At 70.2% G+C, this 24,845-nt stretch carries 19 protein-coding genes; 15 read left to right on the plus strand and 4 right to left on the minus strand.

Translation table 11 applies throughout. The features are described from left to right. Positions 1-25: 25 nt before the first annotated feature. Genes ACFMQL_RS36180 through ACFMQL_RS36195 form a run of 4 tightly spaced genes read left to right on the plus strand, consistent with a single transcriptional unit; the run spans position 26 to position 4,901 of the window. Positions 26-1,342 carry an extracellular solute-binding protein gene (locus ACFMQL_RS36180; protein WP_364050260.1) on the plus strand — a complete coding sequence of 439 codons (1,317 nt, stop codon included), beginning with the start codon at positions 26-28 and terminating at the stop codon, positions 1,340-1,342. A 60-nt stretch (positions 1,343-1,402) separates the two neighbouring features. Continuing rightward, positions 1,403-2,302, plus strand: coding sequence for a sugar ABC transporter permease (locus tag ACFMQL_RS36185; protein ID WP_364050257.1), 900 nt, complete (start codon positions 1,403-1,405; stop codon positions 2,300-2,302). Next, positions 2,286-3,203: a carbohydrate ABC transporter permease gene (locus ACFMQL_RS36190; RefSeq protein ID WP_364050254.1), complete on the plus strand. Its 918-nt coding sequence runs from the start codon at positions 2,286-2,288 to the stop codon at positions 3,201-3,203. Before ACFMQL_RS36185 ends, ACFMQL_RS36190 begins: the two co-directional genes overlap by 17 nt. A 45-nt stretch (positions 3,204-3,248) precedes the next feature. Continuing rightward, positions 3,249-4,901, plus strand: coding sequence for a beta-xylosidase (locus ACFMQL_RS36195; protein ID WP_378789298.1), 1,653 nt, complete (start codon positions 3,249-3,251; stop codon positions 4,899-4,901). Here ACFMQL_RS36195 and ACFMQL_RS36200 read toward each other — a convergent pair. Next, positions 4,898-5,668, minus strand: a complete 771-nt coding sequence (locus tag ACFMQL_RS36200) for a FadR/GntR family transcriptional regulator (protein ID WP_364050248.1) — start codon at positions 5,666-5,668, stop codon at positions 4,898-4,900. The two genes, ACFMQL_RS36195 and ACFMQL_RS36200, sit on opposite strands and share 4 nt — an antisense overlap. A gap of 138 nt (positions 5,669-5,806) precedes the next feature. Here ACFMQL_RS36200 and ACFMQL_RS36205 point away from each other — a divergent pair, with 138 nt between their 5' ends. From ACFMQL_RS36205 to ACFMQL_RS36225, 5 genes are read left to right on the plus strand one after another with little or no spacing between them, the layout of a single operon-like run. After that, complete coding sequence (locus ACFMQL_RS36205) at positions 5,807-7,075, plus strand: extracellular solute-binding protein (protein ID WP_364050245.1); 1,269 nt, start codon at positions 5,807-5,809, stop codon at positions 7,073-7,075. Positions 7,076-7,077: 2 nt separating this feature from the next. Next, the gene (locus tag ACFMQL_RS36210) at positions 7,078-8,013 is read left to right on the plus strand and encodes a carbohydrate ABC transporter permease (RefSeq protein ID WP_378789300.1); all 936 of its coding nucleotides are present in this window, start codon (positions 7,078-7,080) and stop codon (positions 8,011-8,013) included. Then, complete coding sequence (locus ACFMQL_RS36215) at positions 8,013-8,840, plus strand: carbohydrate ABC transporter permease (protein WP_364050239.1); 828 nt, start codon at positions 8,013-8,015, stop codon at positions 8,838-8,840. Before ACFMQL_RS36210 ends, ACFMQL_RS36215 begins: the two co-directional genes overlap by 1 nt. Before the next feature lies 1 nt (position 8,841). Then, positions 8,842-9,978, plus strand: coding sequence for a mandelate racemase/muconate lactonizing enzyme family protein (locus ACFMQL_RS36220; RefSeq protein ID WP_364050236.1), 1,137 nt, complete (start codon positions 8,842-8,844; stop codon positions 9,976-9,978). Between the two features lie 26 nt (positions 9,979-10,004). Continuing rightward, entirely contained in the window at positions 10,005-12,029 is a 2,025-nt protein-coding gene (locus ACFMQL_RS36225; protein WP_378789301.1) for a right-handed parallel beta-helix repeat-containing protein, read from the plus strand. 91 nt (positions 12,030-12,120) lie between these two features. Here ACFMQL_RS36225 and ACFMQL_RS36230 read toward each other — a convergent pair whose 3' ends face one another. After that, positions 12,121-13,407 carry an MFS transporter gene (locus ACFMQL_RS36230; RefSeq protein WP_378789303.1) on the minus strand — a complete coding sequence of 429 codons (1,287 nt, stop codon included), beginning with the start codon at positions 13,405-13,407 and terminating at the stop codon, positions 12,121-12,123. A gap of 170 nt (positions 13,408-13,577) precedes the next feature. Further along, positions 13,578-14,366 (minus strand): MBL fold metallo-hydrolase, encoded by a 789-nt coding sequence (locus ACFMQL_RS36235; protein WP_378789304.1) that lies wholly within the window; start codon positions 14,364-14,366, stop codon positions 13,578-13,580. A gap of 87 nt (positions 14,367-14,453) precedes the next feature. Here ACFMQL_RS36235 and ACFMQL_RS36240 point away from each other — a divergent pair, with 87 nt between their 5' ends. Then, complete coding sequence (locus ACFMQL_RS36240; RefSeq protein ID WP_364050225.1) at positions 14,454-15,053, plus strand: ABATE domain-containing protein; 600 nt, start codon at positions 14,454-14,456, stop codon at positions 15,051-15,053. 121 nt (positions 15,054-15,174) lie between these two features. Here ACFMQL_RS36240 and ACFMQL_RS36245 read toward each other — a convergent pair whose 3' ends face one another. Continuing rightward, positions 15,175-16,485, minus strand: coding sequence for a PHB depolymerase family esterase (locus tag ACFMQL_RS36245; RefSeq protein WP_378789306.1), 1,311 nt, complete (start codon positions 16,483-16,485; stop codon positions 15,175-15,177). Between the two features lie 663 nt (positions 16,486-17,148). On the opposite strand from ACFMQL_RS36245, the gene ACFMQL_RS36250 reads away from it, so the two are divergent. The 5 genes from ACFMQL_RS36250 (at position 17,149) to ACFMQL_RS36270 (ending at position 24,769) form a co-directional block, all read left to right on the plus strand. After that, the gene (locus tag ACFMQL_RS36250; RefSeq protein WP_378789308.1) at positions 17,149-18,501 is read left to right on the plus strand and encodes an endo-1,4-beta-xylanase; all 1,353 of its coding nucleotides are present in this window, start codon (positions 17,149-17,151) and stop codon (positions 18,499-18,501) included. A gap of 391 nt (positions 18,502-18,892) precedes the next feature. Beyond that, positions 18,893-20,917, plus strand: a complete 2,025-nt coding sequence (locus ACFMQL_RS36255) for an RICIN domain-containing protein (protein WP_364070792.1) — start codon at positions 18,893-18,895, stop codon at positions 20,915-20,917. A gap of 59 nt (positions 20,918-20,976) precedes the next feature. Beyond that, the gene (locus ACFMQL_RS36260) at positions 20,977-22,404 is read left to right on the plus strand and encodes a non-reducing end alpha-L-arabinofuranosidase family hydrolase (protein WP_378790251.1); all 1,428 of its coding nucleotides are present in this window, start codon (positions 20,977-20,979) and stop codon (positions 22,402-22,404) included. Positions 22,405-22,522: 118 nt separating this feature from the next. After that, on the plus strand, positions 22,523-23,578 hold the full coding sequence (locus tag ACFMQL_RS36265) for a LacI family DNA-binding transcriptional regulator (protein WP_378789310.1): 1,056 nt from the start codon (positions 22,523-22,525) through the stop codon (positions 23,576-23,578). A gap of 177 nt (positions 23,579-23,755) precedes the next feature. Further along, positions 23,756-24,769: a LacI family DNA-binding transcriptional regulator gene (locus ACFMQL_RS36270; RefSeq protein WP_378789312.1), complete on the plus strand. Its 1,014-nt coding sequence runs from the start codon at positions 23,756-23,758 to the stop codon at positions 24,767-24,769. Positions 24,770-24,845 lie beyond the last annotated feature (76 nt).

The following is a 24,845-nucleotide window of genomic DNA, read 5'->3' on the forward strand; positions in this document are numbered from 1 at the left end:
GGCTCAGGACGAGAGGCGAGACCCCATGCGGCTCTCCCGGAAGCTCAAGCTCCTCTGCGCGGCACTCGCACCCATGCTCGCGCTCACCGCGTGCTCGGGCGGCTCCAGCACGGCGGGCGCCGAGGGCGCGGACAGCGGCGAGAAGGTCAAGATCACCGTCTGGAGCTGGGACGGCACCGTCGAACGCGCCGTACCCGGCTTCCAGGCCGCGCATCCGAACATCACGGTCGAGGTCGTCAACGCGGGCTCGTCGCAGGACGAGTACAAGGCGCTCGACAACGCCATCCAGGCCGGATCCGGCGTGCCCGACCTGGTGATGTTCGAGTACTTCGCGGTGCCGTACTTCGCGGTCCCCGGCAAGCTCACCGACCTCGGCGAGCTGGGCGCGGACAAACTGAAGAGCGACTACGTGCCCGCCGCGTGGAACGACGTGACGGTCAACGGCAAGGTCTACGCACTGCCGTCCGACTACGGGCCGTCAGCGATGTTCTACAACGAGGCCACGCTGAAGAAGGCCGGCATCGACGAGCCGCCGGCCACGTGGGACGAGTACTACGAGGCGGCCAAGAAGATCCGCAAGCTGGGCGACGACTACTACATCGCCCAGGACACCGGCGACATCTTCTTCCTGCTCTCGCTCATCTGGCAGGCCGGCGGCCGCCCGTTCAAGGTGGACGGCACCAAGGTGCACATCGACTTCAGCGACCCCGGCACCACCAAGGCCGTGGCGTTCTGGCAGAGGATGCTGGACGAGGGCCTGATCAACACCAAGATCACCGGCTGGTCGGACGACTGGAACCGGGCGCTCAACGACGGCACCCTCGCCACCCAGACCATGGGCGGCTGGCTGACCTCGACCCTTCCCGAACGCGCGCCGGAGGCCAAGGGCGACTTCAAGGTGGCCCTGATGCCGCAGTGGGAGAAGGGCCAGAAGGTCGGCGCCGCGAACGGCGGCAGCTCCTTCGGCATCCCCGCGGCGGCCGAGCACAAGGAGGCGGCCTTCGCCTTCCTGGAGTACTTCACGCACGGCGACGGCCTGCAGACCCGCGTCGACGCCGGCGCGTTCGTGCCGAACCTTTCGGTGCTGGAGAACGAAGCTTTCACCGGCAAGCCCAACGAGTACTTCGGCGACCAGAAGGTGGGCGCCGTGCTGGCCGAGGCCACGGAGATCGTCCCCTCCGACTGGCAGTTCCCGCCGTTCTTCGAGTATGCGCGCTCGATCTACGGCGACCTGGCCTCGCCGTACTACACCTCGGGCCAGGGCTCGCTCGCCGAGATCCTGGAGCAGTGGCGCCAGCGCTGCATCCAGTACGGCAACGAGCAGGGCTTCCAGGTGGACTAGCGGACTCGTGCCGGGGACGGGCGGGCCTCGTCCCCGGCAGGAACCGGAAGGAACTCCGACATGACCCAGGCACTCGCACCGGCGCGCAGGCGGCGCCGGTCGCAGACCGGGCTGGCGTTCATCGCGCCCTTCGCGGCGCTGTTCGCGCTGGTGTTCATCGTGCCCATCGCGTACGCCGCCTACCTCAGCCTCTTCCAGGACAAGCTGGTCGGAGGCAACGTCTTCGTCGGCCTGGACAACTACACCAAGCTCTTCCAGGACCCGCAGTTCTGGGACGGCGTCGGGCGCGTCGCCGGCTTCACGCTGGTGCAGGTGCCGATCATGCTGCTGCTCGCGACGGCGCTGGCGCTCGCCCTGGACAGCCGGCGGCTGCACGGCGCGCGGTTCCTGCGGGTGACGATCTTCCTGCCGTACGCGGTGCCGGCGATCGTGGCGACCCTCATGTGGGGGTTCCTGCTCGGCGTCAAGTACGGCCTGTTCGGCAGCCTCAACGACGCCCTCGGCACCGACATCGACCCGTTCACCCCCGACACCACGCTCATCTCCATCGGCGTGATGGTGACGTGGGCGTTCACCGGCTTCAACATGCTCATCTTCTACGCCGCGCTCAAGGCGGTCCCCCGCGAGCTGTACGAGGCGGCCGCGATCGACGGGGCGAACGAGTGGCAGATCGTCCGCTCGATCAAGCTGCCGGCGCTGCGCGGCTCCCTGGTCGTCACCGTGATCTTCTCGATCATCGGGACGTTCCAGATGTTCAACGAGCCGCAGATCCTGCCGACGATGGTGGCCAACAGCGGCGTCACCAGCTTCTACACGCCGAACCTGTACGCGTACAACCTGGCCTTCACCGGCTCGCAGCAGGGGTACGCGGCAGCGCTGGCGCTCGTCATGGCGGCTATCACGATCGCCGTCGCCTACGCCGTACAGATCAGAGGGCTGAGGAATGCAAGCGACCAGTAGCGCTCCGGCCGCGGCGAGGACGCTCCGCCGGGGCCCCCGGCTCTACACGGTGGACAACCCGCGCAAGAGCACCACGCTCACCGTGATGACCGGACTGTTCACGCTCTACTGCCTGCTGCCGCTGGTGTGGCTGGTCATCAACGCGACCAAGTCGCAGGCGGACTTCGTCTCGACGTTCGGGCTGGCGCCCGGCCGCGAGTTCGCGCTATGGGACAACATCGTCGGGGTCTTCACCTACCAGGACGGGATCTTCTCGCGGTGGCTGCTCAACACCGTCCTGTACGTCGTGGTGGGCGCGACCGTCTCCACGTTCCTGGCCGCGCTCGGCGGGTACGCGCTGGCCAAGCTGCACTTCACCGGCAAGCGGATCTTCCTGCTGGTCATCCTGGGGTCGATCTCGGTGCCCGGCATCGCGCTGGCGATCCCGCAGTTCCTGCTGTTCGCCAAGCTCGGCCTGACCGACACCCCGTGGGCGATCCTCATCCCGTCGTTCATCAACCCGTTCGGGCTGTACCTGATGTGGGTGTTCACCGCCGAGGCCGTGCCGACCGGGCTGCTGGAGGCGGCGAAGATCGACGGCGCCGGGGAGTTCCGCACGTTCCTGCAGATCGCGCTGCCGCTGCTCGCCCCGGCGGGCGTGACCGTGCTGCTGTTCTCGTTCGTGTCGATCTGGAACAACTACTTCCTGCCGCTGATCATGCTGAAGGATCCCGACTGGTATCCGCTGACCGTCGGCATCAACCAGTGGAACAAGCTCGGCTCGTCGGCCGGCAACGGCGCCCTCGTGCAGAACCTGGTCATCACCTCGTCGCTGCTGACGATCATCCCGCTGATCATCGCGTTCCTCTGCCTGCAGCGGTACTGGCAGTCGGGCCTGACCGTGGGCGCCGTCAAGGGCTGAACCCTCTCCTGTTGTTTTCCTGCTCATTCGAATGAAAGCGAGACCATGACGAGCGACGCTGTGCCCGCATCCCGGCTGCTCATCGACGGCGAGGAGCGCGACGAGACCGCGTTCCCGCACGTGTGGAGCGCCTGCATCGGAGCCGGGCGGGCCAACGAGGCCCTGCGCGCGGACTGGCAGCGGCAGTTCGCCGAGGTGGCCGCCGCACTCAACGTGAAGTACGTGCGTTTCCACGGCCTCTTCCACGACGACATGTTCGTCTACCGGGAGAGCTACGGCGGCGGCTTCGGCCCCAACAGCCCGCTCCCCTCCCCCGTCTACACCTTCTCCTACGTGGACAAGGTCTTCGACTTCCTGCTGGAGCAGGGCGTACGCCCGTTCGTGGAGCTGGGCTTCATGCCGCGCGAGCTGGCCACCCAGACCGAGACGCTGTTCTGGTGGCGGGCGCACTGCAGCCCGCCCAAGGACATGGCGCGCTGGGCCGAGCTCGTCACCAGGACGGTCGAGCACTGGGTCGATCGGTACGGCCTGGACGAGGTGCGCCGGTGGCGCTTCGAGGTGTGGAACGAGCCCAACCTCGTCCCCCACTTCTGGACCGGCACCAAGACCCAGTACTTCGAGCTGTACGAGGCCACCGTGCGGGCGATCAAGGCGATCGACCCCGAGCTGAAGGTGGGCGGCCCCTCCACCAGCGTCTTCGTGCCGGACGACCGCTACAAGGGCGAGACCGAGGACCGCTCGGCGATGGTGGAGACGGCCGCCGCGACCGACGTGGACGCCCTCGACTGGCGGCCGGTGTGGATCGAGGACTTCCTCGCCTGGTGCGCCGAGCGCGAGCTGCCGGTCGACTTCGTCTCCACGCACCTCTACCCCACCGACTACGCCTACGGCGCCGACGGCCAGGCGGTGCAGATCACCCGGTACGCCGACGCCACGTACGACGACCTGACCCTGCTGCGCGCGCTGCTGCGCGACAGCGCCTACCCCGACGCGGAGATCCACATCACCGAGTGGTCCACCTCGCCGTCGTCGCGCGACTTCATCCACGACACCGTGTTCGCCGCCACCTCCATCACCCGCTCGTACCTGCAGTGCGCGTCCCTCGCCGACTCGATCTCCTACTGGACGTTCACCGACGTCTTCGAGGAGGGCGGGGCCGGCATCGGACCGTTCCACGGCGGGTTCGGCCTGATCAACGAGGACGGCGTCCACAAGCCGACCTACCACGCGTTCACCATGCTGGAGCGGCTCGGCGACCGGCTGCTGCTCGCCACGCCCGACGGGGTGGTGACCCGCGACAGCCGCACCTCGGCCGTGTCGGCGGTGTTCTTCAACTACCCGGACGGCATGGGGCTGAAGGGGCTGAGCGCGCGCGGCACGTACGCGGCGACCCGCGAGCTGGCCGCCGTCGGGCCGAGCCGCCGTATCCGCCACACGATCGAGGGCCTGGAGCCGGGCAGCACGTTCCTCGTCGAGGTGCTCGACTGGGAGCACGGCAACGTCGCCGAGGCGTGGTACGCCCTCGGCGCGCCGCTCAACCTCACCAGGGCGCAGCGCGAGCACCTGGGCAGGGTGGCCGACTCGCTGCGCGCGTACACGCTGACCGTGCCCGACGACGGCGTGCTGAAGCTCGACGTCGAGCTGGCGCCCTGGGCGGTGATGTCGCTGCGGCAGTCGGGACGGGAGGCCAGGGGCTAGCGTTGCAACCGCACCGGGGCGCTGGAGGCCTTGCGGCGGACCAGCCACGCCTCGGTGATGTGCGTGAACATCGCCTCGCTCGCGCCCTCGGGATCGTGCGCGGCGATGCGCTCGTAGATGCGGCGATGGCCCTGGTTGGAGGCCACGCACTGCGCGCGCTGGGGGTCGCCCATGTAGCGGGCGGTGTTGATGACCTGGCTCTCCAGCGCGCGCACGACGGCCCTGGCGATGCGGTTGCCGGACGCCTGCATGATCACATCGTGGAAGGCCCGGTCGTGGTCGGCGTAGGTGACGTGGTCGTCCACCAGCTCGTCCATGCGATCGACCAGGGCGAGCAGCCTCTCGATGGTCTCCTCGCCGGCCAGCCGGGCGGCGAGGTAGGCCATGTCGGACTCGAGCAGGCGGCGCGTGACGACGAGGTCGTCGAGGATCGCCAGGCTCTCGTCCATGTCAATGGTGGCCGCGAGCACGAGCTCGTCGAGCATGTCCCACGACGTGGACGGGGTGACCATGGTGCCGGCGCCCTGCCTGACCTGCACCAGGCCCTTCTCTTGCAGGATCTTCACCGCCTCGCGGACGACGGTCCTGCTCACCCCGAACGTCTCGCACAGCACGGGCTCAGGGGGCAGGGGCGTGCCGGACGGGTGCACGCCGCGCACGATGCGCTCCACCAGCTCCGCGGTCACCGCCCTGGCGAGATTGGCCGGCCTGCGCACCCACGCGGGCGGGACCGAGACGCCCCCGGGCGATTCCTGCGACGCCGTCATATCCCCCTCCACACCAGCGCCGCCGCCGGGGCGGCGCCCCGCCAGTATAGGCCACCCCCATTGACGTAATACGTCATACGAGTTACGTTTTCGTGGCATGCGGCCGGGGACGCCGACCGCGCTCTGGGGAGTGAAGCCATGAAGCAGCGAAGCCTCTGGGCGGCCGCGCTCGCCGTCGGGCTGGCCCTGACAGGCTGCGGAAGCGCCGCACCGGCGCGGCCCTCATCCGAAAGCACCACGAACAAGCTCGTCGTCTGGGACTGGAAGTCCGGCGAGCCGGGCGTGGCGTCCTACCTCGAGAAGGCGAAGGCCGACTTCGCCGCCAAGCACCCCGACGTGACCGTCGAGTTCGTGGCCCAGCCGTACGACCAGTACTACACGCTGCTGGGCACGGCGGCTCAGTCCGGCAAGGGCCCCGACGTCATGCTCTTCAACGGCGGCGGGCAGCTGCGCGATCGCGTGGACATGCTGCTGCCGCTCGACCGGTACGTGGCCCCCGACAAGCAGCGGCTGGCCGGCTGGGACGCCTTCAGCAAGGACGGCACGATCTACGCCGCCCCGGTGACGCTGCAGGGCCACCCCGTCTACTACAACAAGGCGATCTACGCCAAGGCCGGGCTGGACCCGGCGAACCCGCCGAAGACGTGGGAGGAGTTCGTCCGCGGCTGCGCCGCCATCAAGAAGGCCACCGGCGCCAGGTGCTTCGCGCTCGGCAACAAGGAGGGCTTCGGCATCCAGTTCTTCATGTCGGGGCTCGGACCGGGCATCCTGACGCCGAAGGAGTACGACGACTGGATCGCGGGCAAGCGCGACTGGACCTCGCCCCACGTCAAGGAGATCTTCCGGCTCTGGAAGCAGGCCGAGGACGACGGCCTGAACAACGACGGCGCCAACTCCACCGCGCTGTTCAACGACGCCTTCGCCCTCTTCGACACCGGCAAGGCCGCCCACGTGATCGGGCTGATGTCGGACGTCGGCCACTGGAAGGACTTCGGCGAGTTCCTCGGCCCGGACAACGTCGGCGTCATGACCGCGCCCGTCGTCACCGGCGATGCCGAGCCCGTCCTGCCCTATGACGGCGGCATCGGCTACGGCGTGGCCAAGACGACCAAGGATCCGGCGCTCGCCGCCGACCTCGTACGGGCGCTGACCTCGACCGCCGCGCTGACCGCCTTCTCCGCCGACGCCGGCGCGATCACCTCCGACACCACCATCGCCGCCCCGCAGGACGCACCGGCCGTCGCCGCGATCGTGCCGCAGATCACCAGCGGCAAGCCCGCGCTGCACGTCGCGCTGTCCAGCAAGGTCCTGGACCTGATGGGCCGGCTCTCCCAGCAGCTGCTGAGCGGATCGGCCGGTGTGGACGACGTCGTACGGCAGCTGGCCGCCGCGGACGAGGCGAGCTGACCGTGCCGGTCGGAACGACCTCACCCGCGCTGCGCCCCGGCCGGACCGGGCACGGGCGGCCGGGGCTGCCGCGGGGAGCGAGGGCCGAGCGGCTGGCGCCCTTCGTCCTGGTGGCGCCGGCCGTCCTCATCATCGTGGCGCTGCGGCTGTGGCCGCTGGTGCTGGGCGTCAACTTCTCCTTCACCGGCGACGGCGAGCGCAACGGCACCCCCGTCGGCTTCGACAACTACGCCGAGCTGCTGGGCGACCCGCTGTTCCGCACCGCGCTCGGCAACGTCGGGCTGCTCGTGCTGCTGCTGCCGGTCGCGGTGGCGATCCCCGGCCTGCTGGCCACGTTCATCTATCTGAAGGTGCCCGGCCACCGGTTCTTCCGCAGCGTCTACTTCTTCCCCGCCGTGCTCTCCCCCGTGATCGTCGGCGCGATCTTCAACCTGATGCTCGGCTACGACGGCCCGCTGAACACCGCGCTCGCCGCCTTCGGCCTCGGGCCCGTCGACTGGCTCGGCGACCCCGCGCTGGCCAAGTTCACGGTCATCGGCGTGCACATCTGGGCGACGTTCGGCATGGCGCTGGTGGTCTTCCTGGCCGGGTTCTCCACCCTCGACGCCGCCCTGCTGGACGCCGCCAGGATCGACGGCGCGTCGCTGCCGCGGATCATCTGGCACGTCATCATCCCGGGGCTGGCGCGCACCATCCAGTTCGTCGTCGTCACCACCATGATCGGAATGCTGACGTCCATGTTCGGCCTGCTGTACATCATGACCAGCGGAGGACCGGAGGGCTCGACGTACCTGCCGGAGTTCTACGTGTGGATCCAGCAGGGGCAGATGAACCGCCCGGCGCTCGCCTCGGCGGCCTCCACGGTCCTGTTCCTCATCATGCTCGTGGTCGGCGTCGCGCAGGTGGCGCTGCTGCGCAGGGCGGGGAGCGAGGACTGATGCCCGTCCTGCGTCTGGGCCGGTGGCTGGCCGCCGTACCGATGGCGCTGCTCGCGCTGGCCACCATCTATCCCCTGGTGTTCACCGCCAACGTGGCCGTGAAGACCCGGCGGGAGTACATCCTCGACCGGTTCTCCCCTGCCAGTGGCCTGCACCTCGACAACGTCGCCGCGGCGTGGAGCAGCGTCGGCATGGCGCGCTACTTCGCCAACTCGCTCATCGTGGTCACGGCGTCGGTGGTGGTGCTGCTGCTCCTCGGGTCGATGGCCGGGTTCGCGCTGAGCCAGTTGCGCTTCCGCGGCTCGTCGGCGCTGTTCCTCGGCTGCCTGGCGGCGCTGTTCATCCCGTTCCAGGTGATCATGGTGCCGCTGGTCAAGGTGATGGCCGACACCGGGCTCATCGACACCTATCCGGGGCTGATCCTCGCGTACGTCGCGCAGTTCCTGCCCTTCACGGTCTTCCTGATGACCAGCCACTATCGGACCATCCCGGCCGACATCGTGCACGCGGCCCGCATCGACGGCAACTCCACCTACGGCGTCTACCGGCGGATCATGATCCCGCTCGGCGCTCCCGCCCTGCTCTCCGTCGGCATCCTGGACGCGCTGTTCTGCTGGAACGACGTGCTCATCGCGCTGCTGATGATGCCGTCGCCGGAACACCGCACGCTCATGGTCGGTGTCACTTCGCTGCGCGGGCAGTACTCCGACAACATCCCCCAGTTCGCCTCAGGGGTGCTCATCGCCGCGATACCCGTCCTGCTGATCTATCTGTTCCTCCAGCGCCAGATCGCCGACGGGGTCACCGCCGGCTCTACGAAGGGCTGACATGCGAATCTCGGGGTATCGGACGTTGACGACGGTGCAGGCGTGGGGCCGCCCCGTCGGGGACGCCAACGGTGTGCACGCCGACGGGAACGTGGCCGTGCCGATCGTCCTGGTGGACACCGATGAGGGGATCACCGGCGTGGGCCTCGGGCCGCACGCCCACCTCGACGCCGTGTTCCCGGCGATCGAGGGCGAGGATCCGCGCGCCGTCACCGCGCTTTACGACCGCATGCTGCGGCGGACGTTCAAGGCCGGCCACGCGGGCGCGGTGTTCGGCGCCATCGGCGCGTTCGACACCGCGCTGTGGGACATCAAGGCGCAGGCGGCGGGCGAACCGCTGTGGCGGCTGCTCGGGGGCCGCGACCGGCGGGTGCCCGCGTACGCCTCCGGGCTGGACATCGCGCTCACCGACGACGAGCTCGTCTGCGTGCACCAGGAGTACGCCCGGCACGGGCTGCGCGCGGCCAAGCTGAAGGGCGGGCTCGACATCGACCGCGACCGGCGCCGCCTGGAGCTGGTCCGCGACGTGCTGACCGAGGCGGGGCGCGGCGCGCGGCCCGCGCTGATGCTCGACGCGAACGAGACCTGGCACCGCAAGCAGGCGGTCAGGCACGTCGCCGAGCTGGAGCGCACGCTCGACCTGACGTGGATCGAGGAGCCGGTACGGCGCTGGGACGCCGAAGGGCTGGCCGCCGTCGGGCGCGGGGTCCGCGCCTCGGTCGCGACGGGCGAGAACCTCACCGGCCTCGACCAGTACCGGCCGCTGCTGGCCGCGGGCGCGGTGGACGTCGTCCAGGCCGCCGCCGTATGGGGCGTCACCCACTTCCTGCGCGTCGCCACGCTGGCGCACGCCCACGACCTGCCGGTCAGCCCGATCGGCACCACCCCGGTCGGGCTGCTGCACGCCGCCACGTCGGTGCCGAACCACCTGGTCAGCGAGCTGCAGGACCTGCGTCCGCCGCTCGGGATCTCGGTGGACGTGACCGTCGAGGACGGCGCGTTCGTCCTGGGCGACTCGCCGGGCCTCGGCATCACCGTCGACGAGACCGCGATCGCCACGCCTCCCCTGCCGCGAGACGGCACCCCCGACGTGCGGCCGGAGCGCGCCGGGCTGCGGCTGTTCAGTCCCCCGTCATGACAGCACTCACAGGAAAGGGAGTAACCGTGCGTCCACCCATCGTGTCGCGCAGGCGAACGCCCGCCATGGCGTCCGCCGCCTTACTGATCGCCGGCGGGCTCATCGCCGGTCCCGCCGCCGGACCGGCCCAGGCCGCACCGGCCCGGACCATCGTGGTCGCGCCCACCGGCGCCGAGAACGCCGACGACCGGGGCCCCGGCAACGCCGGCAGGCCGCTCGCCACCCTCCAGGAGGCGCAGCGCCGGGCCCGCGCGGCGGCGGCTGAGGGCCGTGACGTCACCGTCGAGCTGCTCGACGGCACGTACCGGCTGACCGAGCCGCTGCGGTTCGGCCCCGCCGACTCCGGCAAGAAGGGGCACATGGTGACCTGGAAGGCCGCGCGGGGAGCCGAGCCCGTGCTGAGCGGCGCCCGTCCCGTCACCGGCTGGACGCTCGACGACCCCGACAAGGGCGTCTACAAGGCGCAGGTCGGCACGGACGCCGACAGCCGGCAGCTCTACGTGGACGGCGCGCTGGCCCAGCGGGCCCGCATCGAGCTGCCCCGCGACGCCATCACGCTCACCGCGACCGGCTTCACCCTCGACGACCCCGATCTGGCCTACCTCGCCGGCCTGCCCGACCAGCAGCGCATCGAGCTGCAGGCGAAGCTGTCGTTCACCAACCGCTTCGCGCCCGTGCAGCGCATCTCCGGCACCACGGTCGTCATGCAGCAGCCGGCCTGGGACAACAACACCTTCGGCTACGACACCATCCAGTCCCCGCTGCGCACCCCCACCTTCTACCTGCAGAACTCCCGGGCGTTCCTCGACGAGCCCGGAGAGTGGTACCTGGACCGGGGCGCCGGGACCGTCTACTACAAGCCGCTGCCGGGTCAGGACATGTCCCGTGCGCGGGTGGAGCTGCCCCGCCTGGAGCGGCTGCTGGAGATCGGCGGCACGTACGACGAGCCCGCCCGCAACCTCCGCTTCGAAGGGCTGACCTTCACCGGCACCACGTGGCTGCAGCCCGGCACCAACGAGGGCTACGCCAACCAGCAGACCGGCACGTTCATCGCCGGCGTACAGGAGCACCGGCCGCAGGACGCGTTCACCTCGTGCGCCTTCGGCTGTAAGGGCTTCGAGGGCGCGCGCAACAACTGGTCGCAGGCGCCCGCCGCGGTGCAGGTGTCGGCCGCGGAGAACATCACGTTCACCGGCGACACGTTCGTCAACCTCGGCTCGGTCGGGCTCGGCATCGGCAATGACGCCAACGCCCACGCCACCGGGGTCGGGCTGGGCGCGCACAACGTGACCGTCAAGGGCAGCACGTTCACCGCGAGCGCCGGTGGCGGCATCGTCGTCGGCGGTGTACGGCCCGACGCGCACCACCCGTCCGACCCGCGCATGGTCAACAAGGACATCCGCATCAGCGGCAACCGCATCTACTCCACCGCCCGCGAGTTCCTCGACCAGGACGGCATCTTCGCCAGCTACGTCACGCGGCTGACCGTGGAGCACAACGAGGTGGCCGACATGCCGTACACCGGCATCGGGATCGGCTTCGGCTGGGGCGCCAACGACCCGGGCGGCAGCCCCGAGTACATCAACCGCGGCCTGTACGACTTCCAGCCCATCTACGACACGCCGACCACGTCCAGCGAGGTCACGGTCGTGGGCAACCACGTACGCGACGTCGTGCACACGATGTTCGACGCCGGCTGCATCTACACCCTCTCCGCGATGCCCCGAAGCCGCATCGAGCAGAATTACTGCGAGAAGAGCGGACAGCTCGGCCTGTACTTCGACGAGGGCTCCCGCTACATCTCGGCGAGCCGCAACGTGTTCGTCGGCACCGCCGCCCAGTGGGCGCACGCCAACAACCAGAACGGCAACCGCACCGGCGACATCACGCTGACCGGCAACTACACGACGAACCCCGCCATCACGGGGCTGGTGGACGGCGAGCGCGGCAACACCGTACGCGACAACACCACCGTCACCGCCGGCGACCTGCCCGACGAGGCCAAGAAGATCATCGACGAGGCCGGTCCCACCTCGAAGAACGCGCGCTGACCCCGAAGACACCGAGTGGAGCTCCCGCGCCGGGCGGCTCGATCCCGAACGGTCGAGCCGCCCGGCGCGGCCCTGCCGTCCTGCCCGCCGCTCACCGGCTGCGCGCGGCGGAGACCCCCGCCGCCATGACCACCGCCGCCAGCACGGCCGCCGCCAGGACACCGCCGCCGATGGCGAGGAGAGGGTAGCCCGCGACGGCGACGACGACGCCCGAGAGCATGCCGCCCGCGGCACCGGCGACGGAGATGGCGGTGTCGACCATGCCCTGCGTGCGCGCGCGGACGTCCGGCGGGACGGCGTCGGCGACGATCGCGGTGCCGGCGACCAGGCCGAAGTTCCAGCCCAGTCCCAGCAGGGCGAGGGCCACGGAGAACGCGGCCACGGAGCCCGCGGGGGCGGTGGCGGCGACGATTCCGGCGATCAGGAGAACAGGCCCGGAGGCGACGGCGATCGTGAGACGGCCGTAGCGGTCGACGAGCCAGCCGGTCAGGGGCGAGGCCAGGTACATCGCGCCGATATGGAGGGCGATGACCAGACCGGCGGCGGCGGTACCGTGACCGTGGTCGCGCATGTGCACGGGCGTCATCGTCATGATCGCGACCATGATCAGCTGGGTGAGCACCATGACCAGGGCACCCACCGGCACGCCGGGGCGGCGCCTTACGGTCGCCGGGCGTGCCGGGTCGGCGGCGTCGCCAGGTCTGTCGCCGGAGTCCGCGGCGCCGTGTTCGGCGTCGAGAGCGCGAGCCAGCAGCAGCGGGTCCGGGCGCAGCCAGACGGCCAGGACGGCGGCCGCCACCGCGTACGCGGCACCGGAGAGGAGGAACGGCCCGGCCAGCTCGGGGACGCCGAGCGCGGCGGCGACGTCGCCGAAGGGCGCGGCGAGGTTGGGCCCGGCCACCCCTCCCAGGGTGGTGGCGACCAGCACGATGGACACGGCACGGGCTCGGTGGGCGGGAGCGGCCAGATCGACGCCCGCATAGCGGGCCAGCAGGTTCGCCGCCGTGCCGGCGCCGTACACGAACAGGGCGATGAGCAGCAGGAACGCGCTGCCGACGACGGCGCCCGCGATGACGCCCGCGCTGCCGGCGGCACCGGCCAGGTACCCGGCGGCGAGCCCGGAGCGGCGGCCGCGAGCCTGCGACAGGCGCCCGATGGCGACGGCCGCGAGCGCGGCACCGGCGGTTCCCACGGCGCTGGGCAGGCCGGCGAGGCCGGTGGAGCCGAACACGTCCTGCGCGAGCAGGGCGCCGACGGTCACGCCCGCCGCCAGTCCGAGACCGCTGAGGATCTGCGCGGTCACCAGGACGATCAGGGCACGGCGCTGAGCCTGGAGGCGCGGGATGTCCCCCATCGTTGCAGGCACACCAGATCTCACGAGAAGGCACCTTCGGTAGAGGTCGGATGGAGGCCGCCGCGGCGGCCCCGGGCAAGCGCGCACGAAGGCGGAGCCGGCCGACCGCCCGGCTGCTGCCGGCCGAGGCGGCAAGGTAGGTGTCCACGCCTGGCACCCGGTGTCCGGCGGCCGGCCTGGCGATGCTTGCCCGGTCAGCTCGGCCGGGCGAGGTCAAGCCGGTCGGCCAGCCCTGCGGCGGCGAAGGCCGCCACCAGCGCGTCGCGCCCCTCGGTGAGGTGGGCCCAGCTGTCGTAGTGGACGGGAACCACCCGCCGGGCGCGCAGGATCTTGGCGGCCTCGGCGGCCCGCGCGCTGTCGAGAACGATCGGCTCGCCGTCGAAGAGCACCGCGAATCGGGGGCTGCCGGCGAACAGGATGGCGGTGTCGATCGGGGCGAAGCGGCGTGCGATCTGCTCGACCGCGTCGAGCGAGGCATTGTCGCCGCTGACGTAGACGGTGGGCAGACCCGCCCCGGTCAGGACGAAGCCGACGACCTCGCCGGTGACCGGTTCGACCTCCTCGCGCGGTCCCGGTCCGTGAATGGCGGGCACGCCTGTGACGGTGATCGTGCCGCCGCCGGGGCGGTCCAGCTCGATCGCCTGCCAGTCCGCCAGCCCCTTGGCCCCCTGCCCCAGGCGGCGGCTGCCTCCGGGCGTGGTGAGCGTGAGCGGGACGTCGGCGAGCAGCGCCCGGCCGGAGTCGTCCAGGTTGTCGGGGTGCTCGTCGTGCGAGAGCAGGACCACGTCGATGCGGCCGAGGTCGCCCGGTACGGCGGCGGAGGGGGCCGTCTTGGTCAGCCGTCCGCCCGGGACCTCGTAGTCCCCGGGACCGTCGAAGGTCGGGTCGGTCAGGAAGCGGAGACCTCCGTAGTCGAAAAGGGCGGTCGGGCCGCCGAGAACGCGGACAGGAATCTGCTCGGCGGTCCTGCTGCTGTCAGTCATCTCCAACACCTCACGGATAAGGGACGCTTAATCCGTGAGCAATGTAGACGTGTCTCACGGATGGCTGCAAGCCGTACCATGAGAGACATGAGGGAGACCGTGACCGCCGAGTCCGTGCCGCCGCCCGCACCGGGAGCGGCGGACTACGTCGCTCTCGACTTCGCCAACAGCGCCATCGCGTTGCCGGGCGGGCAGTTCATCGATCTCCTCGGCACCCCGGAGTCGACGAATCGGTGGCTCGCCGAACGCGGCCTCGCCCCGCCCGGCGCCGGGGTCCAGGAGATGTGCGTCACACAGCTGCGCTCACTGCGCGAACATGTCAGGGCGCTGCTCGCCGCCCGCGTCGCCGGGCTGCCCGCGTTGCCCGCGGCTCTGGCCGCCGTCAACGACGCCTTGACCAGGGCCCCCACGGCCCCCTTGCTGTACTGGGACGAGAAGCGCGGCCCCTATCGCGCGGCACCGTGCCCCGTCAACGAGGTGCTGGACCACGCTCTTGCGACCCTCGCCGCCAATACGGCCGACCTGCTCACCGGTCCCGACGCAGAGCGCCTCATCACCTGCGACTCCTCCCCCTGCAACCGCTACCTGCTGCGCCACGGCCGCCGTCACTGGTGCTCCACCCGCTGCGGCGATCGCGCCCGCGCCGCCCGCGCCTACGCCCGGCGCAGCCGGCCGAAGCCCGGCTGACACGCCTGAAAAGGTCTGGCTGGCGCGCCGCACAGGGGTCTGGCTGGCGCGCCGCACAAAAGGTTGCGCCCGCGCCGGAAGTCGTCCTCTGCTTCCGGCGCGGGCGGGTCCAGGGGTTCGTTCAGGAGGTGTGCGACCACCGCTGGTTGGGGCCGCCGTGGCAGGTGTAGAGCTGCAGGCCGGTGCCGTTGGCGGTGCCCTGGCCTATCGCGTCGAGGCACAGGTTCGACTGCACGCCGGTGATGGTGCCGTCGGAGTTGATCCGCCACTTCTGGTTGTCGCCGCCCCAGCAGGAGTAGATCTGGATGCGGGCGCCGTTGCTGCTGCCTCCGGCGTCCAGGCACTTGTTGCCGTAGACGCGCAGCTCGCCGGAGTCGGTCAGGGTCCACTGCTGGTTGGTGCCGCCGTTGCAGTCCCACAGCTGGACGGCGGTGCCGTCGGAGGTGGAGCCGTTCGGCACGTCGATGCAGCGGCCCGAGCCCTCGCCCTTGATCTGCCCCTCGCCCTCAACGGGCGGCTCGGTGCTGCCGCCGTCGTCGAGGCCGAAGAAGCGGATGGCGTACGCGGCCATCCCGGTGTGCGGCAGGTCGTGGCCGGCGCCGTTGATCGTGTACGCCTCGACCTGCCCCGAGCCGTAGACGCGCCGGGTCCAGCCGGACTGCGGGCTGTCGGTGGAGGTCGGGGTCTGGCTCAACCCGTGCACGTTCGTCCACTGGTCCACCTCCTCCTGCAGCATCGAGTACGGCAGCACCGAGTCGTTGGTGCCGTGCCAGGCCATCACGCGCGGCCAGGGACCGCTGTAGCCGGGGTAGGCGTTCCTGACCAGGTCGCCCCACTGCTGCGGCGACTTGTCCCCGCAGCCGGTCGGGCCGAGGCAGCTGTACGGCACGCCCGCGAACGGAGCCCCGGCCTTGAACACGTCCGGGTACGTGGCGAGCAGGTTGAGCGTCTCCATCGCCCCGGAGGAGAAGCCGGTGGCGAAGACGCGCTCGGGGTCGGCGCCGTGGCGCTGGAGCACGTACGTCACCATGGAGACGATCGAGACGGGGTCGCTGCCGCCGCCGTGGCGCAGGGCCTCGTTCGACCAGACGTCGAAGCAGTTCGACATGCCGTTGGCGCTCTTGTTGGCCTGCGGGTAGATGACGATGAAGCCGTGGCGGTCGGCGAGCGAGGCGAACTCCGTGCCCTGGTGGAAGCCCTGCGCCCAGCCGTTGCAGCCGTGCATCGCCACCAGCACCCCTGGCCGGTCCGCGAGCCGGTCCGGCACGTAGAGGTACATGCGCAGACCGCCGGGGTTGTCACCGAAGTTCGTCACCTCGGTCAGCGTCGCCGCCGACGCGCGCGGGGCGGCGGTCACGAACATGGCCAGGCTCGTCGCGAGCGCCGCGACGAGCGCCACCAGACCGGCCGTCAGGCCGGCGCACCTTCTCATAGCCGTACGTCCTTTCTGGGGGGTCGCCGTCTCCGGCGGCGGACGTGTGCTGTTAGCGCTAACAAGTGGTACCCGGGTCTCCCCGGGCGTAGGAAAGGTGGTGGCGGACGGAGCAAACCTGAGACCGAAACATCCTGTCAAGGGCCTCGGGGCGGCCGGGAGCCGCGCGAGAGCCGGGTTCAGCGCGTTCACCTGCCGTTACGCACGCCGACGGCTCTCCGCGAGGTGTGAAAGTTTCACGGGAGACGCCTGCCCTCCGAAAGTTTCAAGGTCTTGAAGTGGAGTTCGGCCACGATATGGCGGCCGCGCACGACCAGGCGGTTCCCGAAAGTTTCTCTGAATCCTTGACAACTTTCGGAGTGCTTCCCACACTGAGACCGCACGACGATCTCCCCTGCCAGAACGGTGGTGGCGGCAGGGGACGCCGTCTCGACGCCGCGGCGTTCCCGCGTGCGCCGATGTCGCGGGTGTCTCCGCGGACTCCCTTCCCCCCGATATGTACATGGAGGCTCAGGCATGAGCGTCGACGCCATGTCCCCATCGTCCCCATCGTCCCCACCGTCCCGACCGTCCCGGCCCACCGGCCGAAAGTCCGGCGGGCGCAGACGCGCGCTGATCACCGGTCTGATCAGCGCGATCGGCGCCGCCGGCATGGTCGCGGCAATGACGCTGGCCACCCCCGCGCAGGCGGCGGAGAGTACGCTCGCCGCGGCGGCCGAACAGACCGGCCGCTACTTCGGCACCGCCATCGCCGCGGGCAAGCTCGGCGACTCGCAGTACACGACGATCGCGAACCGCGAGTTCAACATGATCACCGCCGAGAACGAGATGAAGATCGACGCCACCGAACCGAACCGGGGGCAGTTCAACTTCAGCAACGGCGACCGGATCTACAACTGGGCCGTGCAGAACGGCAAGCGGGTCCGCGGGCACACCCTGGCCTGGCACAACCAGCAGCCGTACTGGATGCAGCAGCTTGAGGGCTACGACCTGCGCCAGGCGATGATCAACCACATCAACGGCGTGGTGGGCCACTACAAGGGCAAGATCTACGCCTGGGACGTGGTGAACGAGGCGTTCGACGACGGCAACTCGGGCGCCCGGCGCAACTCCAACCTGCAGCGCACCGGCAACGACTGGATCGAGGTGGCCTTCCGCACCGCCCGCGCCGCCGACCCGGACGCCAAGCTCTGCTACAACGACTACAACATCGACAACTGGAACTGGGCCAAGACACAGGCCGTGTACAACATGGTCAGGGACTTCAAGTCCCGCGGCGTGCCGATCGACTGCGTCGGCCTGCAGTCCCACTTCAACAGCAACAGCCCGTACAACCCGAACTACCGGACGACCATCCAGAGCTTCGCGGCGCTGGGCGTGGACGTGCAGATCACCGAGCTGGACATCCAGGGCGGCTCGGCCTCGACGTACGCGAGCGTCGTCAACGACTGCCTGGCGGTGCCGCGCTGCACCGGCATCACGGTCTGGGGCGTGCGCGACACCGACTCCTGGCTCGGCTCCCAGGCCAGCGCGCTGCTCTTCGACGGCAACGGCAACAAGAAGGCCGCCTACACCGCGGTGCTGAACGCGCTCAACGGCGGCAGCAGCACCGAGCCGCCCGTTGAGGGCGAGGGGCAGATCAAGGGCGAGGGCTCGGGCCGCTGCATCGACGTGCCGAACGGCTCCACCTCCGACGGCACCGCCGTCCAGCTGTGGGACTGCAACGGCGGCACCAACCAGCAGTGGACCCTGACCGACTCCGGCGAGCTGCGCGTCTACGGCAACAAGTGCCTGGACGCCGGAGGCAGCAGCAACGGCGCCCGCATCCAGATCTACTCCTGCTGGGGCGGCGACAACCAGAAGTGGCGGATCAACTCCGACGGCACCATCACCGGCGTGCAGTCGAACCTGTGCCTCGACGCGATAGGCCAGGGCACCGCCAACGGCACCGGCCTGCAGCTCTACACCTGCCACGGCGGCGCGAACCAGAAGTGGACCTACAACTCCGGGTCCTGATGATCTCTCGTCCCGGCCCCGGACGGGCGGTGCCGGGACGAGAGCGGCGCGGCCGGCGGCCCATCCCTTCCGGGACGGGTGCCGGTCGCCGGCCGTCGCCGCAACTTAACCGATCAATGCATGAAATTTTCAGCTCATCGCGTCGCTCACACGGCCGGCTGAAAAGCCAGGTCAAGCCGCTTATGTCGCGGCGAGCGCGTTCTCATCAGTGACCGGCCGCCGTTGACGCCGGGCCGGAGCCTCGGATGTACTCCCGACGACGCCGCCCGAAGGAGGAGGGTCACGGCTTTATGCGACACGAAATGTTAGCGCTAACAATGGCACCTGAGTCGCGTACCTTCCGCGCCGGCACCTCGGGCACCCGGACCGACGACCACCCCTGGAGGTCCCCGTGAGGCGCGCGCTTGCGATCCTCTCGTCCCTCGTGCTCATCGGCGTGCTGCTCACGCCACAGGCGGCTGCGGCCGCGACGGTCGACACGAACGCCTGGTACGTCCTGATCAACCGCAACAGCGGCAAGGCACTGGACGTCTACAACCTCGCCACCAACGACGGCGCCCGCATCACCCAGTGGAGCCGCAACGACCAGAACCAGCAGCAGTGGCAGTTCGTCGACTCCGGCGGCGGCTACTACCGCATCAAGTCCCGCCACTCCGGCAAGGTCCTCGACGTCTCCGACTACTCCACCGCCAACGGCGCACCCGTCGTCCAGTGGAGCGACCACAACGGCACCAACCAGCAGTGGCGCCTGGCCGACAGCTCCGACGGCTACGTGCGCTTCATCAACCGCAACAGCAACAAGGCCCTCGAAGTGCAGAACGCATCCACCAGCGACGGCGCGAACATCGTCCAGTACGACGACTGGGGCGGCGCCAACCAGCAATGGCAGCTCGTCCGCGTCGACGGCGGCCAGAACCCCGGCGGCACCTACACCAACCCGGTCGTCTGGCAGGACTTCGCCGACGGCGACATCATCCGGGTCGGCGACACCTACTACTACTCGGCCTCGACCATGCACTACTCGCCGGGCGCGCCGATCCTGCGCTCGTACAACCTGGTCGACTGGGAGTACGCCGGGCACTCGGTGCCGCGGCTCGACTTCGGCTCCAGCGCGTACGACCTCAGCGGCGGCCGGGCGTACGTGAAGGGCATCTGGGCCTCGACGCTCAACTACCGGCCGAGCAACGCCACCTTCTACTGGATCGGCTGCATCGAGTTCAACCGCACGTACGTCTACACCGCCACCGCCGTGGACGGCACCTGGACCAAGCGCTCGCAGATCAACAACTGCTACTACGACGCGGGCCTGCTGATCGATGACGACGACACCATGTACGTCGCCTACGGCAACACCACCATCAGCGTCGCCCAGCTGTCCGCCGACGGCTTCAGCCAGGTGCGGGCCCAGCAGGTGTTCCAGACGCCGAGCAGCGTCGGCACCCTCGAGGGCGCCCGCTTCTACAAGCGCAACGGCTACTACTACATCTGGCTGACCCGCCCGGCCAACGGCCAGTACGTGCTGCGCTCCACCTCGCCGTGGGGCCCGTACGAGATGCGCCAGGTCCTGCTGAACCTGCCCGGCCCCATCTCCGGAGGCGGCGTGCCGCACCAGGGCGGGCTCGTCCAGACGCAGAACGGCGACTGGTACTACATGGCGTTCATCGACGCCTACCCCGGCGGCCGGGTCCCGGCGCTCGCGCCGATCACCTGGAGCGGCGACTGGCCGGTGCTGCAGACCGTCAACGGCACGTGGGGCGCCACCTACCCCAAGCCGAACATCCAGACCAGCAAGACCGTGGCGTCCATGATCGGCTCCGACACGTTCACATCGAGCAGCCTCGGGCACCGCTGGGAGTGGAACCACAACCCCGACACCAGCCGCTTCTCCACCGGCAACGGGCTGCGCCTGCAGACCGCGACCGTCACCGACGACCTCTACAACGCCCGCAACACGCTGACGCACCGCATCCAGGGACCGGAGTCCACGGCGACGATCGAGCTGGACTACTCGCGGATGGCCGACGGCGACCGCGCCGGGCTGGCGATGCTGCGCGACCAGTCGGCGTGGATCGGCGTCAAGCGCGACAACGGCACCACCCGCGTCGTCATGACCGACGGCCTCACCATGAACAGCTCGTGGCAGACCACCGGCACCGGCACCGAGGTGGCCAGCGCGAACGTCTCGGGCGGGCGCATCTGGCTGCGGGTCAGCGCCGACGTACGGCCCGGGTCCGGCCGGCAGGCCCGCTTCTCCTACAGCACCGACGGCAGCACGTTCGTGAGCCTCGGCCGGGCGTTCACCCTGAACAACGCCTGGCAGTTCTTCATGGGCTACCGCTTCGGGATCTTCAACTACGCAACCCGGTCGCTCGGCGGCGAAGTGACCGTGAGCCGCTTCGACCTCACCGCACCCTGACGAACCCATCGAGAAAGGCAGCTTTCGTGAACCGCAGACCCCTGGCCTTACTCGCGGCCCTGGCCACGTTACTGGCGAGCCTGCTCGTCGCACTCCAGACCGAGACGGCGCACGCGGCCACCGTCGACACCAACGCCTGGTACGTCCTGATCAACCGCAACAGCGGCAAGGCACTGGACGTCTACAACCTCGCCACCAACGACGGCGCCCGCATCACCCAGTGGACCCGTAACAACCAGAACCAGCAGCAGTGGCAGTTCGTCGACTCCGGCGGCGGCTACTACCGCATCAAGTCCCGCCACTCCGGCAAGGTCCTCGACGTCTACAACTTCTCCACCGCCAACGGCGGCGAAATCGTGCAGTGGTCCGACCACAACGGCACCAACCAGCAGTGGCGCCTGGCCGACAGCTCCGACGGCTACGTGCGCTTCATCAACCGCAACAGCAACAAGGCCCTCGAGGTGCAGGGCGGCTCGACCGCCGACGGCGCGAACATCGTCCAGTACGACGACTGGGGCGGCGCCAACCAGCAGTGGCAGCTCGTCCGCGTGGACGGCGGCGGCGACCAGAACCCCGGCGAGTGCGACCTGCCGTCGAGCTACCGCTGGACCTCCACGGGCCCGCTGGCCACGCCGCGCTCCGGCTGGGTGTCGCTCAAGGACTTCACCGTCGCCCCGTACAACGGCCAGCACCTGGTGTACGCGACCACGCACGACTACGGCACGCGCTGGGGGTCGATGAACTTCAGCTTGTTCAGCAACTGGTCGCAGATGGCGTCGGCGAGCCAGAACGCCATGAACAACAGCACCGTCGCGCCCACCCTGTTCTACTTCGCGCCGAAGAACATCTGGGTGCTCGCCTACCAGTGGGGCAGCACGCCCTTCTCGTACCGGACCTCGACCGACCCCACCAACCCGAACGGCTGGTCGGCCGAGCAGCCGCTGTTCACCGGCAGCATCTCCGGCTCCGGCACCGGGCCCATCGACCAGACGCTGATCGCCGACGACACGACCATGTACCTGTTCTTCGCCGGTGACAACGGCAAGATCTACCGGGCCAGCATGCCGATCGGGAACTTCCCCGGCAACTTCGGCTCGTCCTCGACGGTCATCATGAGCGACTCGACCAACAACCTGTTCGAGGCCGTGCAGGTCTACAAGCTGAAGGGCCAGAACAAGTACCTCATGCTGGTCGAGGCGATCGGCTCGCAGGGCCGCTACTTCCGCTCGTTCACGGCCACCAGCCTGAACGGCACGTGGACGCCGCAGGCGGCGAGCGAGAGCAACCCGTTCGCGGGCAAGGCCAACAGCGGCGCCACCTGGACGAACGACATCAGCCACGGCGAGCTGATCCGGGTCAGCGCCGACCAGACCTTCACCGTGGACCCCTGCAACCTGCAACTGCTCTACCAGGGCCGCGACCCCAACTCGGGCGGCGACTACGGCCTTCTCCCCTACCGCCCCGGCCTGCTGACCCTGCAGCGCTGACGGCCTTGACGGCCTGACGGGCCGACGCGCGGGCCGGGGCCGGATGGCCCCGGCCCGCTGCTCTGTTCACCGAAAGTTAAGGTCGAGAACGCCGAAAACAACTCGCTAGACTTCCGGCATGAGCATGGCCGCAGAGCCGACCGGCGACAGCGACACGCGGTCCCGGCCGCTGACCATCGCGCAGCTCGCCGAGCTGGCTCAGGTCTCCACGGCCACCGTGTCGAAGGTCGTCAACGGCCGTACCGAGGTCAGGCCGGAGACCCGCGCGCTCATCGAACGCCTCATCCGCGAACACGGCTACCGGCCGCAACGCCGCCGCGCCGCCTTCGCGCCCCTGGTGGAGCTGGTCTTCGGCGATCTCGACGGCGAGGCTCCCGCCGAGATCGCCGCGGGCGTGGAGCGGGTGACGCGCGCACACCGCCTGGGCGTGACCGTGTCACGGCTGCGCCATGGCGACGCCCCCTGGATCGCAGGTGTGCTGAGCCGCCGCCCCACAGGCGTGATCTCTGTCTTCTCCAGCCTGAGCGGAACCGAGCGCGAGCAGCTCGCCACCCGCGGCATCCCGCTCGTCCTGCTGGATCCACGCGGCGAGCATCCGGCGGAGGTCGTCACGGTGGGCGCCAGCGACTGGAGCGCCGGCCTCATGGCCACCCGCCACCTGCTCGCCCTCGGCCACCGCCGCATCGCCGCCCTCGCCGGCCCCGCCGACAGCTTGGCCGCCCGCGCCCGCCTGGACGGCTACCGCACCGCTCTGGACATGGCGGGCGTGCCGGCCGACCCCGAGCTGATCACCGGCTTGGGCTTCGGAAGAGGCGGCGGGTCGCCGACGGCATCATCCGCAGACGCGGAGGTCGAGCGGCTGCTGCGGCTACCGTCGCGGCCGACGGCGATCCTCACCTGCGCCGACGGCCAGGCCGCCGCCGTCTACCGCGCGGCGCACCGGCTCGGCCTGCGCATCCCCGGCGACCTCAGCGTGGTCGGCTTCGACGCCCCGCTCGCGGGCCGGTGGATGGACCCGCCGCTCACCACCGTACGCCGGCCGCTCCCCGAGATGGCCGCGACCGCCGCCGACATGCTGCTCGGCCTTGCCCGCGGCGAGCACCCGGCACGGCCCCGCGTGGAGCTGGGCGCCGACCTCATACTCAGAGGCAGCACCACAGCCGCAGCGGCCTGATCGAACGTCACCTGGCCGGGCTCCGCGAGCGAGGGGTGCGCTCGGCGGCGAACCGAACCCTGAGACGACGCCGCGACACCCACCCACGCAAGATCCGGTCATGCCGATGGGCAGGCGGGGCGATCCCGCCGGGCCTGGACCGCCCTCATCGGCGTGTCGCCTGGCTAGACTGCGGCCATGACCACGGAGTCGTCCCCGCTCACCATCGCTCAGCTCGCCGAGCTGGCCGGCGTGTCCACCGCGACGGTCTCCAAGGTCGTCAACGGGCGTTCCGAGGTGTCGTCGGAGACCCGCGCCGCCGTGGAGGAGCTGATCCGCCGCCACGGCTACCGCCGCCAGCGCCGCCGCTCCACCCCGGCGGCCCTGGTCGAGCTGGTCTTCCACGCTCTGGAGGGCGACTACCCGGTCGAGATCACCAAGGGCGTCGCGCAGGTCGCCCGCCGGCACGAGCTGACGGTCGCGGTCTCCGACGTGCGCCGCGACAGCAACGCCGGTGACGCCTGGCTGGACGGCGTGCTGCGGCACCGCCCGAGCGGCGTGATCGCCGTGTTCTCCGGCCTGACCTTGGCCCAGCACGAGCAGCTCGCCCGCCGCGAGATCCCGCTCGTCCTGCTCGACCCCGCCGACACCCCGTCGGGCAACATCCCGTCCGTCGGCGCGGGAAACTGGCACGGCGGCCTCACCGCCACCCGCCATCTGCTCGATCTCGGCCACCGCCGCATCGGCATCATCACCGGGCCCGACTCCGCCCTGTCCAGCCGCGCCCGCCTCGACGGTTACCGCACCGCGCTCGACATGGCCGGCCTGCCCGTCGACCCCGAGCTGATCGGCCGGGGCGACTTCCTCATCGAGGGCGGCCTGGCCGAAGCCCGCCGCATGCTGAGCCTGCCCGACCGGCCCACCGCGATCTTCGCCACCAACGACGGCCAGGCCATCGGCACCTACCACGCCGCCCACCAGCTCGGCCTGCGCATCCCCGACGACCTCAGCGTGATCGGTTTCGACGACCTGCCGTCCGTCCGCTGGGCGATCCCGCCCCTGACCACCATCCGCCAGCCGCTCATCGACATGGCCGCCGCGGCCACGTCGATGCTGCTGACGTTGGCCCAGGGCGAGCAGCTCGCCCAGAGCCGTGTGGAGCTGGCCACCGAACTCATCGTCCGCGAAAGCACCGCCCCGCCTCCTGCCTGACGCCGCCGGCCGTGCGGCTCCACGGTCGCCCCGGTCGCGCTGTCCTTCGGAGTTCTCGAGGTCACGAGCTCGGCGG

This window comes from Nonomuraea fastidiosa, assembly GCF_042751225.1.
GTDB classification, from domain to species: Bacteria; Actinomycetota; Actinomycetes; order Streptosporangiales; family Streptosporangiaceae; genus Nonomuraea; species Nonomuraea fastidiosa.

Coding starts and splice junctions, on each gene's coding strand:
- ACFMQL_RS36270 (WP_378789312.1), top strand. CDS start 23,756: ATGACCACGGAGTCGTCCCCGCTCACCATCGCTCAGCTCGCCGAGCTG.
- ACFMQL_RS36265 (WP_378789310.1), top strand. CDS start 22,523: ATGAGCATGGCCGCAGAGCCGACCGGCGACAGCGACACGCGGTCCCGG.
- ACFMQL_RS36250 (WP_378789308.1), top strand. CDS start 17,149: ATGACGCTGGCCACCCCCGCGCAGGCGGCGGAGAGTACGCTCGCCGCG.
- ACFMQL_RS36245 (WP_378789306.1), bottom strand. CDS start 16,485: ATGAGAAGGTGCGCCGGCCTGACGGCCGGTCTGGTGGCGCTCGTCGCG.
- ACFMQL_RS36180 (WP_364050260.1), top strand. CDS start 26: ATGCGGCTCTCCCGGAAGCTCAAGCTCCTCTGCGCGGCACTCGCACCC.
- ACFMQL_RS36185 (WP_364050257.1), top strand. CDS start 1,403: ATGACCCAGGCACTCGCACCGGCGCGCAGGCGGCGCCGGTCGCAGACC.
- ACFMQL_RS36205 (WP_364050245.1), top strand. CDS start 5,807: ATGAAGCAGCGAAGCCTCTGGGCGGCCGCGCTCGCCGTCGGGCTGGCC.
- ACFMQL_RS36220 (WP_364050236.1), top strand. CDS start 8,842: ATGCGAATCTCGGGGTATCGGACGTTGACGACGGTGCAGGCGTGGGGC.
- ACFMQL_RS36240 (WP_364050225.1), top strand. CDS start 14,454: ATGAGGGAGACCGTGACCGCCGAGTCCGTGCCGCCGCCCGCACCGGGA.
- ACFMQL_RS36190 (WP_364050254.1), top strand. CDS start 2,286: ATGCAAGCGACCAGTAGCGCTCCGGCCGCGGCGAGGACGCTCCGCCGG.
- ACFMQL_RS36235 (WP_378789304.1), bottom strand. CDS start 14,366: ATGACTGACAGCAGCAGGACCGCCGAGCAGATTCCTGTCCGCGTTCTC.
- ACFMQL_RS36200 (WP_364050248.1), bottom strand. CDS start 5,668: ATGACGGCGTCGCAGGAATCGCCCGGGGGCGTCTCGGTCCCGCCCGCG.
- ACFMQL_RS36195 (WP_378789298.1), top strand. CDS start 3,249: ATGACGAGCGACGCTGTGCCCGCATCCCGGCTGCTCATCGACGGCGAG.
- ACFMQL_RS36215 (WP_364050239.1), top strand. CDS start 8,013: ATGCCCGTCCTGCGTCTGGGCCGGTGGCTGGCCGCCGTACCGATGGCG.